The organism is Klebsiella sp. 141198 (genome assembly GCF_050600785.1).
GTDB lineage: Bacteria > Pseudomonadota > Gammaproteobacteria > Enterobacterales > Enterobacteriaceae > Klebsiella > Klebsiella aerogenes.
In genome coordinates this window covers 838817-853049 of sequence record NZ_JAQIRM010000001.1, presented here as the reverse complement: position 1 = coordinate 853049, position 14233 = coordinate 838817, and the positions used below count along the sequence as shown (strand labels likewise).

Here is a 14233-nt window from a genome sequence, read left to right as displayed (position 1 = left end):
CTAAGACCGGGCCACTGGCAAATGGCATCTTGAAATAAGCCCCTACCGCAAGTAACATTTAAATAACATATCTTATCGCAGCTGTGTTCTGCATCGCGTCCACGAATGACCAGCGGACGTCACTATTCTGGAAGTTAAGATGGACATTAAACAGCTGAAATATCTGATCGCGCTCGATCAGACGCGCCATTTCGGCCAGGCCGCGGCGGCCTGCCATATCACCCAACCGACGCTTTCAATGCGCATTCGCAACCTGGAAGACGAACTTAATCTCACGCTGATTCAGCGCGGCCAACGCTTCGAAGGCTTCACCCCTGAAGGGGAACGCATCCTCGCCTGGGCGCGGGCGCTACTGGCTGCGCACGACGGCCTGGCGGCTGAAGCGGCGATTTGTCGCGGCCAGATGGTGGGCCAGTTACGCGTAGGCATGGTGCCCTTAGCCAGCCTGAACCCGATGCAATTGATCAAACCGCTGGCGGAAAAATACCCAGAACTGCAGTTCAGTCTGCTGTCGATGACCTCTGAGCAAATTATTGACGGCGTCAGCCGTAACCAGCTCGATCTTGGCATCTGCTATTTGCACCACGTCGATAGCGAATTATTTAACGTCACCTGGCTACCGAAAACGCGAATGGGCCTGCTGCATGACAGTCGCCATTTCCAGTTTGACGCAGGCATACCCGAGTGGGAGACATTAGCGGGGCTACCGCTCGGTTTCCTTACCAAGGGAATGTATTATCGTGAATCGATCGAAATGAGCTTCAAAGCCAAAGGGCTAACGCCGAAATATGTCTTTGAAAGCGATTCGACATTTCAGATAATCCAGGCGGTACAGGCCGGGATCTGTTGCGCCATCATGCCGCTCAATAACGGCCTGGAAGCGCTGAGCGACAATCTGGCGATTATTCCCATCGCGGAAACCGAAGTAGATTCCACGCTTGCGCTCATCATGCGCAATCAGGAGCCGGTGTCGTCGCTGGCGGAAAAATGTTTCGCCGATGCACAGGCGATCTTTAGCGAAACGCCGCACACTTAATCGGCGGCAAAATGTTGTTGCATGAAATCGAGCCAGACGCGAGATCGGGCGGGTAAAAAATGGCGTTCGCGATACAGCGCCACCAGATGTAGCGGCGCCGGCGGTAGCTCCAGTTCAATCACCTTTAATTGACCTGAGGCGATAAACGGGCGGCAAGCCTGTTCAGCAAGGATGGCGAAACCCACGCCAGCGACGGCGGCATGAAGGGCGATCTCTCCGCTATTCACCCGAAAGTGGGCCTGGACGTTCACTTTTTTAAACACGTTCCGTGCGGTGATGAATTGCCAGGCTTGCCCCTTCAGCGCGCTGACGGTGGTGATACAGGGAAGCGAGGCAAGCTGCTCGCAACGTACTGGTTGGCCGTATTTTTCTAACAGAGAAGGTGCTGCGACAACACAGCAGGGAAATGTCGCTAACGGCCTGGCGATATAGCTGGCATCATCCATCTTGCCACGAACGATGGCGACGGCAATGTCAATATCCTCTTTAAGCGCGTCGGCTCCGGCAAGGCTGACCACACAGCTTACTTCAATGTTGGGATAACGCATGGCGAACTGCGCCAGCAGGGGGCCAAAAATCGTCGGTCCAATCTCGTTGGGCAGACATAAGCGCAACAGTCCTTCAGGATCGGCCTGCTGTTGACTGCAAGGAGGTTTCATGTCATTCAGTACCGCGCTTGCTTTTATGCTCTGCTCACTGTGGCTGGCCGATGGCGAGATGAGTCGGCAGGCGTCTACTGGCTTGATTGCATTTAGCGGAGTTAGCGCCTTGCTGCTGCCATGTTTACTGCGCTATCAAGAAAAAATACTCGTACGCAACGCCGCCGAACGGGCGCCCGGCGGCGTTAGTGAGGTTTAAATATTCTCCAGGCGAATTCCCCGGGTTCTTGGCCCAAACATGCCTACCGACAACATGACCATCAACATACTGGCGACGATAAAGCTAATTACTCCCGGGGTACCGGCATATTGCAGGATCACACCAATCATAATACTGGTGACCGCGGTAGACAGACGGCTAAAGGAGTAGCAAAAACCTACCGCCCGAGCGCGGATGTGGGTCGGGAACACTTCGGCCTGATACGCGTGATAGCTGATGGTGAGCCAGGCATTAGACCAGGTGATCATAAAGCCACAGATAACCAGCAGTACTGGGTTATTTTGTAAAGCGAACAGTGTGCCGAAGATCACCGTCATCAGCGCTGACAGGACAATTTGCCATTTGTTTTCAAAACGATGGACAAAACGAGTGCAGAACAGGCAACCAAGCGGATAGGCAAGGGTGATAAAGAAGGCGTACAGCAGGCTGTGGGTAATGCTGGCGCCCTGGCCGGAAAGCAGCGCGGGCAGCCAGTTACCGAAACCAAAGAAGCCGATGGCCTGGAAAAAGTTCATCACCATTAACATGAGGGTACGTTGCCGGTACTGCGGCGCCCAAATTTCTTTAAAATTACCGCGCTGCGGCGCCGCTACCGCCGACGTGGCAGGGCGTCGGGAAGGCGATAAACCGCAGCGCTTTTCCATTTCACACATCACCCGGTGCGCGTCATCGTGGCGGCCTTTGCTTTCCAGCCAGCGGGCGGATTCCGGCAGCTTTTTACGGATGACCCAAATGACCAATGAACACAGGGCGCCAAGAATAATCACCCAACGCCAGCCGCTCAGGCCGAGGATGGTCATTGGCACCAGTAGCCAGGACATCAGCGCGACCGTCGGGACCGAGAGAAACTGAATAAAGAAGGCGTAGGCGAAGGCTTTATTACGTAAATGCGTCGGCATCCACTCACTGAGATAAGTATCAATTGTTACCAGTTCAATCCCCAGGCCGACCCCGACCAGGAAACGAAAGAAAATGACCCCTTCAGCGCTATTTTGTAGCGCCATAATCAGCGAAAAGATGCCATACCATGCCAGCGCGAACATAAAGGTCAGGCGGCGTCCGAGCCTGTCCGCGAGCGGCGCGAGCAGACTGGCGCCGATAAACAACCCCATAAAGGTCGAGGAAGCGAAGGCTGCCTGATCGGCAATACCGAATACCCCGTCTTTTCCGGTATGAAAAATATTCTCGGCGAGCAGGCCAGTGCTGATATAACCGGTCTGGAACAGGTCGTAGAGTTCGAAAAAACCGCCTAATGCCAGCAGGGTGATAAAAGACCAAAGACCGGGCGAGGAGGGCAAAGCGTCGATACGCGCGGTTAAGCTGTCGTGATGTTGTCCTGGCGGGCTAAAGGAGGCCTCGCCGAGAACCTGGGTGGTAGACATATTATTATTTTCCTCAGGAGAAATGTTTGCCTGCTAATGTTAATTGGTTGTTAATGGTTTTAAATTTTTAATTGTTAGCGCCATCACGATTTAACAGTCAGAAATCATGCTTAATGCGTTTATGGATGGCGAATATGCTGGTTTTTTGCCTGGAGTCACGGCGGAATTGAAGTAAACGACCGGCGATAGAAATCAGAATAAGTGAAATGGTATCGTTGGCGAATATCACCTACATTTGCAGCGTGTACTCTGTGCATTTAAAGGAAAAGATCATGTTAAAGCGTCAGGTAGTGAAAGCGACATTGGCTATGGTGCTGTCGCTAACAATGGCCGCGGCACCGGCGCTTGCTAATCCCGGAAACGGTAATGGCAACGGTGGTCATGGTAATAGCGGCAACCATGGTAATAGTGGTAATAACGGCAACCATGGAGACAAAGGCAACAATGGCCATAGCGCCAGCCAAAGCGATAACGCCGCAGGCAAGGGACAACGTAAGAACTACGGCAAACCGGATCACGTCAACAGTGATATCAGCTATACCACTGCTCGCGCGCTGGCGGTGAACTATGGTTTAACCGGCTATCAGGCGCTGCCTCCGGGGATTGCGAAAAATCTTGCACGAGGAAAACCATTACCTCCGGGCATCGCTAAAAAAGCGGTGCCCGCCTCGATGCTCAACCAATTACCTTATTATCCTGGCTATGAGTGGCGGGTCGTCGGTGACGATCTGGTATTGATTGCGCTGAGTACCGCTGTGGTCACCGCGATTATTAATAGCGTATTTGATTAAACCTGAAGCCCCCGGCGTTGCCGGGGGACTGGAGTGCCGTTATTCCTGATACAGCGCCAAAGCCTTTTTTGACTTGGCAGAGGCAATATTACTGAGTTGCGCTTGAAAATCGTCATTGATGGTTGAGTGTAAATTACCAGCAAGGGTGTCTGCCGATTGCACATTCCAGCCGGTTCCCAGCAGGCTCAACGATTCGTGCTTGTTCTTATAATATTCACTATCAATATTAAGTGCGGTGCCTTTGATCCCAAGGCAAGCGCCTACCAGATGGTGATGAAAACGGGTACTAATCATCTCACCATCAGCCTGAACCGGGATTCCTCCATGCCAGACATGCGAGAAAGGATAAAACTCAATATCAGGGATGGCCTTCTGCAGTTCGACAAATGCCGTGTTGTCGGCGCCTGGAATAGCTTCTATATAACCTATTTTCTTGCCGCATTGATGCTGTTGCTGAAGGTAATCGGCAACCTGGGAAACAAGTTTTTGAAATATATCGTCTTCAGAGAGTTCATTCTGAATGCAGCATAAAATATCCGGCAGATCGGGGCTATCGTTTTTGTATACCACATCCAGGTCATAACCTAGGAACACATCGTCCTGAGTATTTTCAACCGCAAATCGACTGGCAGTAGCAGGATCGCGAACGGAAAAGTAATCAAAAGAGGTTATCGCATCGTTAAAAATTTCAGCGGCAAGGAACTCTTCGTGCGGGTAAATGCTGATGCCGGTAGCAATCGTTTTAGCATGAGAGACCTGTTTTAACGCCTGGCAAGCGAACAGGATGGCATAGTTTTCCTTCCAGTTGGCATTGATATAGCCGCCGCCGAGAATGTGAACAATATCAGCCGAGCGTAAAATATCGATATTCAGGTCAATATCAGGAGAACCATAATCCTTAATAAGACTGGCGGTTTTATGATTTATATCCTTAAGATCGTTGACGGAACGCCAGCATATTTTCCACAGAGTATTAATGGCTTTGAAATTTGGGTGATATTTCATAAACAACGATTGCACGTTACCCGGTTCAGGGGTATCAAGCCAAACTTCATACTGTGGATAATTTTTATAAAGGAAAGATAGCCAAGTGGCGGTGATTAATTCATCGCCATAATTTGGTCTTCCGGAACATGAAACCAAATAAACTCTCTTGCTCATACCGTTTCCTTTATGTAGTTGTGTAAATTTGCTTAAATTATGATGGTATTTCGTACAGATAAATAAATAATGCGAATATTTAAGATGTTAATATAAATAATGTTTATCGTATAGGTATGTAGTCTGATTTGGTGATGTGGGTGGCACAATGTTCACAATGACTGCAGCATGCTGGCGGCCGGGCGTGTGAGGCGTCGGCTGAATGCGCGCTGTGCCCCCTCCAACGAGAGGCTTTGAACGAACTCGAATCTAAACCAAACCTCACTGACGGGCTTGCGGCACTTTACTCCTTGCAAGTCACGTCTATACTAAGCACAACTTTACACAGGAGAGATATGTTGGACAGTCACCCTTATTTAAACATCAAGGCAAACTGACGCTATCTACTCTGCGCTGTTTGCCAACCGGCAGGCAGCAATCCTTTCCCGACCCTGATTGCCTCCTGAGAACTGGAATTCGCTTTTTTGCGAGGTAATTCACCATGCTATTATTTTTCTACGCGCTGTTCCCTCCGCCTTTGACGCGGTAATACACGCTCACACAGGCCCTTAAGGCTATCTCACTGCGGTTTAGCAAACTACGTAGGGATATTTACTGCGCGGAATTGGTGAGTGTGAAAAAAATAATATCTAGCTATGCATGATTTATTTATGCAGGGACAACCACATCTAAATTTGGGGATGAATCATGACTGACATGAAATTAGAAAACCGGAATACCAACCGGTCTGCGTCAGAAAATGATAAGCAGCATAAAAAGTGCTTTGCGATTGAAACGGAGGCCTTTAATAGCCCGGATCACACGCTGGCGCGTTTAAATAGCAGTCGGCAGGGGCTGACGACCGCCGATGCGCTGGAGCGGCTGGAAGACTATGGCCGTAACGAAGTGGCACGAGAAACCGCGCCGCCGTTTTTTATTCAATTACTGCAGGCATTTAATAACCCGTTTATTTACGTGCTGATGGCGCTGGCGGCGGTCAGTTTTATTACCGATTACTGGCTACCGCTGCGTAACGGTGAAGAGACCGATCTTACCGGCGTCATTATTATCCTGACGATGGTAAGTTTGAGCGGTTTATTACGCTTCTGGCAGGAGTTCAGGACCAACAAAGCCGCGCAGGCGCTGAAATCCATGGTCCGTACCACCGCAACGGTACTGCGCCGCGGGCCGGGCAATATTGGCCCCAGCCAGGAGGAAATACCCATAGAAGAGCTGGTGCCGGGAGATATTATATTTCTTGCCGCAGGCGATCTGGTGCCGGCAGATGTTCGTCTGCTGGAATCACGGGACCTCTTTGTCAGTCAGTCTATTCTTAGCGGTGAATCACTACCGGTAGAAAAATATGATCTCATGGCCAGCGTGTCGGGTAAATGCAGCGATCGTTTACCGACGCCGGATAAAAATAACAGTCTGTTAGAGATGGGTAATATCTGTCTGATGGGGACGAACGTTACCAGCGGTAGAGCGCAGGCGGTAGTGGTGGCGACCGGCGACCGAACCTGGTTTGGCTCACTGGCAAAATCGATCGTCGGCACCCGTACGCAGACCGCCTTCGATCGCGGCGTGAATAGCGTCAGCTGGTTGTTAATTCGCTTCATGCTGATCATGGTACCGATCGTGTTGTTGATTAACGGCTTCAGTAAAGGTGATTGGGTGGAAGCCTCGCTTTTCGCCCTGGCGGTGGCGGTCGGTTTAACGCCGGAAATGTTACCCATGATCGTCAGTTCGAATCTGGCGAAGGGCGCGATCGCCATGTCGCGACGCAAAGTGATCGTTAAGCGTCTCAATGCCATTCAAAACTTCGGCGCAATGGATGTGCTGTGTACGGATAAAACCGGCACCCTGACCCAGGATAATATCATCCTTGAGCATCATCTCGACGTCGGCGGCGCGGAAAGCAATCGGGTATTAATGCTGGCGTGGCTGAATAGCAGTAGCCAAAGCGGGGCGCGCAATCTGATGGATAGAGCCGTGCTTCGTTATGGAGAAGGACGGCTGGCGCCGACGGAAAAAGAGCGCTTTGTGAAGCTCGATGAACTGCCGTTCGATTTTGTTCGCCGCCGCGTATCGGTCTCGGTGGAAGATAGCCGCTATGGCGATAAGAGCCTGATTTGCAAAGGGGCGGTTGAAGAGATGCTCGAAGCCGCGACCCATATCCGTGAGGGCGACAAGGTCGTTGAACTGGACGCGCTGCGCCGGGAACTACTGCTGACGAAAACCGAAGATTATAACGCTCAGGGCTTCCGGGTATTGCTGGTCGCTACCCGCAAGCTGGATGATGCCGCGCTAAGCGTACCCCTCACTGCCGCCGATGAACAGGGGCTCACTGTCGAAGGCATGTTGACGTTCCTCGACCCGCCGAAGGAAAGCGCGGGCAAAGCCATTACCGCACTGCGTGATAACGGTGTCGCGGTTAAGGTGCTTACCGGTGATAACCCGGTCGTAACGGCGCGGATTTGTCTTGAAGTGGGTATTGATGCGCACGACATTCTCACCGGCCAACAGGTTGAGTCAATGACTGACCGTCAGCTTCAGCAGGAGGTGGAGAAACGCGCGGTGTTCGCCAAACTGACGCCGCTGCAGAAGTCGCGCATTCTGCAGATGCTACAGAAAAATGGCCATACCGTTGGTTTTCTGGGCGATGGCATTAACGACGCTCCGGCGCTGCGCGATGCCGATGTGGGTATTTCCGTCGATAGCGCGGCGGATATCGCGAAGGAGTCATCGGATATTATTCTGCTGGAAAAAGACCTGATGGTGCTGGAAGAGGGCGTTATTAAAGGACGTGAGACCTTTGGCAACATTATTAAATACCTGAACATGACCGCCAGCTCCAACTTCGGCAACGTGTTTTCGGTGTTAGTCGCCAGCGCCTTTATCCCGTTCCTGCCGATGCTGGCTATTCATCTGCTGATCCAGAATCTGATGTACGACATCTCACAGCTGTCGCTGCCGTGGGACAAAATGGATAAGGAGTTTTTGCGTAAACCGCGCAAGTGGGATGCGAAGAACATTGGCCGCTTTATGCTGTGGATTGGCCCCACGTCGTCGATATTCGATATCACCACCTTTGCTCTGATGTGGTACGTCTTCGCCGCCAATCATGTTGAGGCGCAGGCCTTGTTCCAGTCCGGCTGGTTTATCGAAGGGCTGCTGTCGCAGACGCTGGTGGTGCATATGTTGAGGACGCAGAAAATACCGTTCATCCAAAGCCGCGCGACGCTCCCTGTATTGCTCACCACCGCCGCTATTATGGCCATCGGCATTTATATCCCATTCTCGCCGCTTGGCGCCATGGTGGGGCTTGAGCCGCTGCCGCTAAGTTATTTTCCGTGGTTGGTTGCCACGCTGCTGAGCTACTGCCTGGTGGCGCAGGGTATGAAACGTTTCTATATCAAGCGCTTCGGCCAGTGGTTCTGATGACAAAAAGGAGGATGACGATGAATCGTTCACCGGAGGATCTCATCGCCTGGATGTTTTTACTGGCCGGTTTGCTGGTACTGGCGCTGGCGATACGGCAAATCTTTGAATAGCGGAGGGGACTATGCGCAAAACGTCGTTAGACCCAATCTTTATCCAGGCTGTGTTGATGATGGTGGTGATAGTCTTACTCACCGTCTGGATTAGGTAGTTTAAGGCCCGGGGCATTATTGCTCCGGGCATGATGTAACGTCCCTGCGGTATTCGCTCTGGCGCCTGCAACATGGCAAAAGACACTTCCCACGACGATTAGCTCAATAATGGTAGAGCTTCGAGCATATTCTTCAGGTTTAAGGCATCCCAGGGCAAGTGTTCGGCGACGGTGAGCCCCACCGGTTTGGCCTGCACGGCGGCCTTGTGGATAAGGTTAACCACTTCGTCAATTGTTAATTTCCCTTCTGCGACGTCGCCAAAATCGTGTACGCCGCGCCCCGGTCGGGCAAACAGCACCGCGCGAAACAGGGCCGGGTCGAGGACATCCAGATCGAGGTGGACGGCAAGGTACTCAATACCTTCCCGCGCAATCCACTCGTCTAGTGCTTGAGGATGTTGGCGTAGTTCTGCCGGGCTCAAGGTCGTAATACCGTGTTCGCTGATAAACTGCCTTTCAACATCCAGCGGGCTATGGATCCCGGCAATAAGGGCTTTGCCAGGCGATAATGGCTTTCTGACCACCTGGGTTAGTTCCACGTCGCCATTGCCCATTAACGCCCCAAGAACGTGGGCATGGGCATGTGGGTACTGCTGGGGCGTCATGACGTCAGGGTGAGAATCAATCCATAACACCCCCAATTTATCGCCATATTTTTCCGCAAGCCAGGCAAAAGGAGCCAGAGAGACCAGGCAATCGCCCCCTAAGGTGACGATGGTCTCTGGCTGATTTCGCGTGATTTTGTCTTGTGCCTCAAGCAACTGTTCAACGATCGCCCGGCGGCCGACAATACCTTCTTCATTTGCCAGTTCAGCGTCTGTGGGTTCAGGTACGCTGATTTCCAGAACGACGCCTTGCGCTGGGGGCGCCAGCCAGGCCAGTAGCTGCGAACCGAAAAAGTAGGGCGGATTGTTACCGCCTTGCCACTGCGGGAAAAGTAAACGCAGACTGGCTTGGGTATTTGGCATCATGGTTCTCCTCATATTTATCATTATAAATGAACGAACGTTCATTCATTTATAATGAAGCGCACTGTCGGTGATGGCAAGTAAAAATGGTTATTTACCCTAACATTAGGTTGCTAGCCAAAAAGTGGTTGAAGCAGGTAGAATTGCCCATCGCCGGAGGTAGTTGAAATGTTAAATAATTCAGAAACGTACCATAAGCTGATTGTCGCCGCGGCGGCGTGCTTTGCCGAAAAAGGATTTAATGGAACCAGCGTGCGCGAAATTGCACTGCGCGCAGGTATTAGCCTCGGCGCGATGTACACCTACTTCAAAGGCAAAGATGAACTCATTGAGGCGATTATCCTTGAAGAGCAAAAATCGGCATTAGCTAAGCATCAGGAGCGCTTCGAAGGTTCCCATTTTGCGCAGATTTGCGCCTTAGCCGTTTCCTGTATAGAAGAAGTGGGGTATCCCTCTTCGCATCAGCTGTGGGTGGAAATTATTGCGGAATCGGCAAGAAAGCCGGCGCTGCGGCAGATTTTCGTCAAAAGCGACAGGGTTATGCGCGACGGAATGGCACAGATTATTGCTCAAGGAATTGCCGCAGGCGAGCTCAGCCCACACGTTAACGTCGAAGAAGCAACGCTCACCATCTTTGCGTTCATCGATGGCCTGATTGGCCGTAAAGCGATGAATCCCGCATTTAGCGTGGCTACGGATCTGCCGCATTTTGACAACGTCATGGCGGCCATTCTCGATAAAAATAGCGCCAGTGAATCGCATGCCACAGTACGCTGATTTCTGTTTTAGCGCCGTGATGGCCCAACGGGCGGCAAAAGAAAATCTCACCCTTGATGCCGACCAGCTCGCGTTGGTCGCCAACTTGCAAACGCTGAGCCAGCAGTTATTCCGGCAGCAAACGGCAATACAAGGATTGTACGTCTGGGGGCGAACCGGGCGCGGGAAGAGCTTTATTCTCGATAGTTTCTTTGCCAGCTTGCCGCTGCGTGAAAAGCGGCGGGTGCATTTTCATCACTTTTTCCGCGAGCTCCATCAGCGGCTGAACGCCCCTTCGGCGCCGCGATTGCCGCAAGTCGTCGCGCAAATGACCGACAACTGTCGTCTGCTCTGTTTTGATGAGTTTCATCTTCATGACCCGGCTGATGCGATGTTGATAAAGGTGCTACTGGAGCATTTGTTCGCGCGAAATATCGTCTTATTAGCGACTTCCAATTATCCGCCCGACCGTTTGCTGGCGAATCCGCTTTATCACGAACGCTTTTTGCCTTCCATTAACCTCATTAAACACCATATGAGGGTAACGGCGCTAAACGGCGAACAGGATTATCGCGAGCGACATACCTCGCTGGAGAATGATTTCTGCCGGGGGAAGCTGCTGGAACAGCCAACTCTCAGCACCCGCGCGGCGCTCGGATTGCCGGATATTGCCCAGCAGGCGCAGACTCTGGAGGTGGGTTACCGGACCTTGCAAACGGCATCGCAAGGCAGCGCTTTTTTACATTTCACTTTCGACCAGCTCTGCCTTGCGCCTACCTCGGTCATGGATTACCTGACGATATGTGAGCAGCATAAGAACTGGCTCGTCGAGAATGTTCCACCGTTGGGGCGAGTTAGCCCTGCGGCGCAGCAGCGTTTTATCAACGTGGTGGATATCTTGTATGAAAAGCAGTGCCGCTTAATATTAATTACCGATTGCGGGCTGGAAACACTGGTGGCGGATGTGGAGCTGGATGATATTCAACGCACCTTTAGTCGGTTACAGCAGCTCGCGCGGGAAGCATAAAAAAAGCGCCTCTCGATAATGAGCGGCGCTTTAACCGAGTAACCTGCCGCTGGTTATTCACCGGCGGGCAGGGGAATTACAGATCGAAGCGGTCCAGATTCATCACTTTCGTCCACGCGGCAACGAAATCCGTGACGAATTTCTGTTGCGCATCGGCGCAGGCATAGACTTCGGCCAACGCGCGCAGGACCGAGTTAGAACCGAACACCAGATCGACGCGAGTGGCGGTATATTTCTCTTCGCCGCTCTTACGGTCGCGACCGGTAAACAGCTCCGCCTGATCATCAGCGGCTTTCCAGACCGTGCCCATATCCAGCAGGTTGACGAAGAAATCAGTGCTGAGGACGCCGACGCGATCGGTGAAGACGCCATGTTGGCTGCCATCGAAGTTAGCGCCCAACACGCGCAGGCCGCCGACCAGCGCCGTCATTTCCGGCGCCGTCAGGGTGAGCTGCTGCGCCTTATCGATCAGCAGCGTTTCCGTCGACACTCCGCCTTCGATGCGACGGTAATTACGGAAACCGTCGGCCAGCGGCTGCAGCAGATCCATTGCTTCAACATCGGTCTGATCCTGGCGCGCATCAACGCGACCCGGCGCGAATGGCACGTTTACGCGAACGCCGGCAGCGGCAGCGGCTTGCTCAACTCCCACGACGCCCGCCAGAACAATGATATCCGCCAACGAAGCTTTACCGGATGCTTTCTGGATTGCCTGTAGCGTTGGCAGCACTTTGCTGGCAATGGCATTTACCGGCCATTCTCTCTGTGGCAGCAGGGCCAGACGCGCGCCGTTAGCGCCGCCGCGCTTGTCACCGCCGCGGAAGGTTGAGGCGGAAGCCCAGGCAACGGAGACCAGTTCGCTAACCGACAGGCCTGAATCCGCAATGGCCGTTTTCAATGTGGCGATATCGGAGGCGGTTGGGTTATGTGTCGGTGCCGGTAATGGATCCTGCCAAATCAGATCTTCTTTTGGCACTTCCGGGCCGAGATAACGGGATTTTGGCCCCATATCACGGTGAATCAGCTTAAACCAGGCACGTGCGAAGGCTTCGTTGAAGGCCTGCGGATCGTTCAGGAAACGGCGTGAGATTTTGCCGAATTCCGGGTCGAAGCGCAGCGTCAGGTCCGTTACCAACATCGTCGGTTTACGTTTTTTATTCGGATCAAACGGATCGGGAATAATCTCCGGCGCATCTTTCGCTTCAAACTGAATTGCGCCCGCCGGGCTGCGCGTCTGCACCCATTCATATTTGAACAGGTTCTCGAAGAAGTAGTTGCTCCATTGGGTCGGGGTTTGCGTCCATACCACTTCCAGACCCGAAGTGATAGCGTCCGCGCCTACACCGCTGCCGTAAGTACTGCTCCAGCCGAGACCCTGAGATTCCAGCGGGGCGGCTTCTGGTTCTGGGCCAACGTGGCTTGCCGGTGCGGCGCCGTGCGTTTTACCCAGCGTATGGCCGCCGGCGATCAGCGCGACGATTTCTTCATCGTCCATCGCCATATTGCCGAAGGTGGCACGAATGGCTGCCGCGGCGGAAAGCGGATCGCCGCTGGCGTTAGGGCCTTCCGGGTTGACATAGATCAGACCCATTTCGGTGGCGCCCAGCGCTTGTTTTTCCAGGCTTTCCGGGTGGCGGTGCTTCAACCACTCTTTTTCATCGCCCCAGTCAACGTCGAGGTCTGGTTCCCACACGTCTTCGCGGCCTGCGCCGAAACCGAAGGTACGGAAGCCGGCGTTTTCTAATGCGACGTTACCCGCCAGCATATACAGGTCGGCCCAGGAAATTTTCTGACCGTATTTTTGTTTTACCGGCCACAGCAGACGACGGGCTTTATCAAGGCTGACGTTATCCGGCCAGGAGTTAAGCGGAGCGAAACGCTGCTGCCCGCGACCCGCGCCGCCGCGGCCATCAACGGTACGGTAGGTCCCCGCGCCGTGCCACGCCATGCGAATAAACAGGCCAATGTAGCTACCCCAATCGGCAGGCCACCACTCCTGGGAGTCGGTCAGCAGTGCGCGAAGGTCGGCTTTTAATGCGGAGTAGTCGAGCTTTTTAAACTCTTCCCGATAGTTGAAGTTTTCACCCAGCGGGTTAGAACGGTTGGAGTGCTGATTCAGCAGGTCAACACGAAGTTGGTTGGGCCACCAATCACGGTTAGCGGTACCGCTGCCGGCGCTTTGCTTCGGCGTCTCGGCGTGGAAAGGGCATTTCCCTGCGGATGGGTTGTTAGTGGGATCATTTGACGTGCTCATATCAGGCTCCGTTTGCTTTTGTGAATGCCATTACGATATACACTGCTACCAATAAGCGATATTTGAATGAGTCTACGGATTTAATAGCTTTTACCGTTCAACAAACATAAATAAAACCAGCGTTTTATTGTGTGTAATCGGCGAAATTCAAAACCACACCTTTAAACATAGTCGTAACGCAGCGGTAAAGGAAACGTTATGATGCGTTAACCGCTACGGATCGCTAATTGTTTGAGATATGACAATTTTACTGCGATGAAAGGATTAGCGTTGCCAGTCAAGCGGAGTGCCGAAAACGCCGGTAAACCCAAACGGTCGGGAAGGGCGAAATGGTTGTCGACCGAACGG

At 52.6% G+C, this 14233-nt stretch carries 12 protein-coding genes and 1 pseudogene; 8 read left to right on the top strand and 5 right to left on the bottom strand.

The genetic code is table 11. The features are described 5' to 3' along the window. The first annotated feature begins 139 nt into the window (after positions 1 to 139). Positions 140 to 1036, top strand: coding sequence for a LysR family transcriptional regulator (locus PGR10_RS04130; protein ID WP_087859606.1), 897 nt, complete (start codon positions 140 to 142; stop codon positions 1034 to 1036). Here PGR10_RS04130 and PGR10_RS04125 read toward each other — a convergent pair. After that, positions 1033 to 1761: pseudogene (locus PGR10_RS04125) on the bottom strand (substrate binding domain-containing protein); the annotation flags it as partial. The gene PGR10_RS04130 and the pseudogene PGR10_RS04125 overlap by 4 nt on opposite strands. Between PGR10_RS04125 and PGR10_RS04120 the strand changes: the two are divergent. Continuing rightward, on the top strand, positions 1694 to 1894 hold the full coding sequence (locus PGR10_RS04120; RefSeq protein ID WP_228302254.1) for a hypothetical protein: 201 nt from the start codon (positions 1694 to 1696) through the stop codon (positions 1892 to 1894). The pseudogene PGR10_RS04125 and the gene PGR10_RS04120 sit on opposite strands and share 68 nt — an antisense overlap. Here the strand turns inward: PGR10_RS04120 and PGR10_RS04115 are convergent. Continuing rightward, positions 1891 to 3297: an MFS transporter gene (locus PGR10_RS04115; RefSeq protein WP_430923007.1), complete on the bottom strand. Its 1407-nt coding sequence runs from the start codon at positions 3295 to 3297 to the stop codon at positions 1891 to 1893. The two genes, PGR10_RS04120 and PGR10_RS04115, sit on opposite strands and share 4 nt — an antisense overlap. 272 nt (positions 3298 to 3569) lie before the next feature. On the opposite strand from PGR10_RS04115, the gene PGR10_RS04110 reads away from it, so the two are divergent. After that, positions 3570 to 4088, top strand: a complete 519-nt coding sequence (locus PGR10_RS04110; RefSeq protein WP_087859608.1) for an anti-virulence regulator CigR family protein — start codon at positions 3570 to 3572, stop codon at positions 4086 to 4088. A gap of 39 nt (positions 4089 to 4127) precedes the next feature. On the opposite strand, the gene PGR10_RS04105 is transcribed toward PGR10_RS04110, so the two are convergent. After that, on the bottom strand, positions 4128 to 5249 hold the full coding sequence (locus PGR10_RS04105) for a polysaccharide pyruvyl transferase family protein (RefSeq protein ID WP_213794004.1): 1122 nt from the start codon (positions 5247 to 5249) through the stop codon (positions 4128 to 4130). A 687-nt stretch (positions 5250 to 5936) separates the two neighbouring features. Here PGR10_RS04105 and mgtA point away from each other — a divergent pair. Genes mgtA through mgtU form a run of 3 tightly spaced genes read left to right on the top strand, consistent with a single transcriptional unit; the run spans position 5937 to position 8880 of the window. Continuing rightward, positions 5937 to 8669 carry a magnesium-translocating P-type ATPase gene (gene mgtA, locus PGR10_RS04100; RefSeq protein WP_213794005.1) on the top strand — a complete coding sequence of 911 codons (2733 nt, stop codon included), beginning with the start codon at positions 5937 to 5939 and terminating at the stop codon, positions 8667 to 8669. A gap of 20 nt (positions 8670 to 8689) precedes the next feature. Then, complete coding sequence (gene mgtR, locus PGR10_RS04095; protein ID WP_020078726.1) at positions 8690 to 8782, top strand: protein MgtR; 93 nt, start codon at positions 8690 to 8692, stop codon at positions 8780 to 8782. A gap of 11 nt (positions 8783 to 8793) precedes the next feature. Next, positions 8794 to 8880 carry a magnesium transporter protection protein MgtU gene (gene mgtU / locus PGR10_RS04090; protein WP_257880777.1) on the top strand — a complete coding sequence of 29 codons (87 nt, stop codon included), beginning with the start codon at positions 8794 to 8796 and terminating at the stop codon, positions 8878 to 8880. Positions 8881 to 8978: 98 nt separating this feature from the next. Here the strand turns inward: mgtU and PGR10_RS04085 are convergent, their stop codons facing one another. Then, complete coding sequence (locus PGR10_RS04085) at positions 8979 to 9848, bottom strand: arginase family protein (RefSeq protein ID WP_213794007.1); 870 nt, start codon at positions 9846 to 9848, stop codon at positions 8979 to 8981. A gap of 168 nt (positions 9849 to 10016) precedes the next feature. Between PGR10_RS04085 and PGR10_RS04080 the strand changes: the two genes are divergently transcribed. Both PGR10_RS04080 and zapE read left to right on the top strand, forming a co-directional pair. Beyond that, positions 10017 to 10625 (top strand): TetR/AcrR family transcriptional regulator, encoded by a 609-nt coding sequence (locus PGR10_RS04080; protein WP_087859612.1) that lies wholly within the window; start codon positions 10017 to 10019, stop codon positions 10623 to 10625. Next, positions 10609 to 11631 (top strand): cell division protein ZapE, encoded by a 1023-nt coding sequence (zapE, locus tag PGR10_RS04075; RefSeq protein ID WP_430923006.1) that lies wholly within the window; start codon positions 10609 to 10611, stop codon positions 11629 to 11631. Before PGR10_RS04080 ends, zapE begins: the two co-directional genes overlap by 17 nt. Positions 11632 to 11707: 76 nt before the next feature. Here the strand turns inward: zapE and katG are convergent, their stop codons facing one another. Then, positions 11708 to 13885 carry a catalase/peroxidase HPI gene (gene katG, locus PGR10_RS04070; protein WP_087859614.1) on the bottom strand — a complete coding sequence of 726 codons (2178 nt, stop codon included), beginning with the start codon at positions 13883 to 13885 and terminating at the stop codon, positions 11708 to 11710. Between the last annotated feature and the right edge of the window lie 348 nt (positions 13886 to 14233).

Bases quoted from the DNA above. Each gene is read 5' to 3' on its own strand.
- PGR10_RS04130 (WP_087859606.1), top strand. From the start codon at position 140: ATGGACATTAAACAGCTGAAATATCTGATCGCGCTCGATCAGACGCGC.
- PGR10_RS04120 (WP_228302254.1), top strand. From the start codon at position 1,694: ATGTCATTCAGTACCGCGCTTGCTTTTATGCTCTGCTCACTGTGGCTG.
- PGR10_RS04115 (WP_430923007.1), bottom strand. From the start codon at position 3,297: ATGTCTACCACCCAGGTTCTCGGCGAGGCCTCCTTTAGCCCGCCAGGA.
- PGR10_RS04110 (WP_087859608.1), top strand. From the start codon at position 3,570: ATGTTAAAGCGTCAGGTAGTGAAAGCGACATTGGCTATGGTGCTGTCG.
- PGR10_RS04105 (WP_213794004.1), bottom strand. From the start codon at position 5,249: ATGAGCAAGAGAGTTTATTTGGTTTCATGTTCCGGAAGACCAAATTAT.
- mgtA (WP_213794005.1), top strand. From the start codon at position 5,937: ATGACTGACATGAAATTAGAAAACCGGAATACCAACCGGTCTGCGTCA.
- mgtR (WP_020078726.1), top strand. From the start codon at position 8,690: ATGAATCGTTCACCGGAGGATCTCATCGCCTGGATGTTTTTACTGGCC.
- mgtU (WP_257880777.1), top strand. From the start codon at position 8,794: ATGCGCAAAACGTCGTTAGACCCAATCTTTATCCAGGCTGTGTTGATG.
- PGR10_RS04085 (WP_213794007.1), bottom strand. From the start codon at position 9,848: ATGCCAAATACCCAAGCCAGTCTGCGTTTACTTTTCCCGCAGTGGCAA.
- PGR10_RS04080 (WP_087859612.1), top strand. From the start codon at position 10,017: ATGTTAAATAATTCAGAAACGTACCATAAGCTGATTGTCGCCGCGGCG.
- zapE (WP_430923006.1), top strand. From the start codon at position 10,609: ATGCCACAGTACGCTGATTTCTGTTTTAGCGCCGTGATGGCCCAACGG.
- katG (WP_087859614.1), bottom strand. From the start codon at position 13,885: ATGAGCACGTCAAATGATCCCACTAACAACCCATCCGCAGGGAAATGC.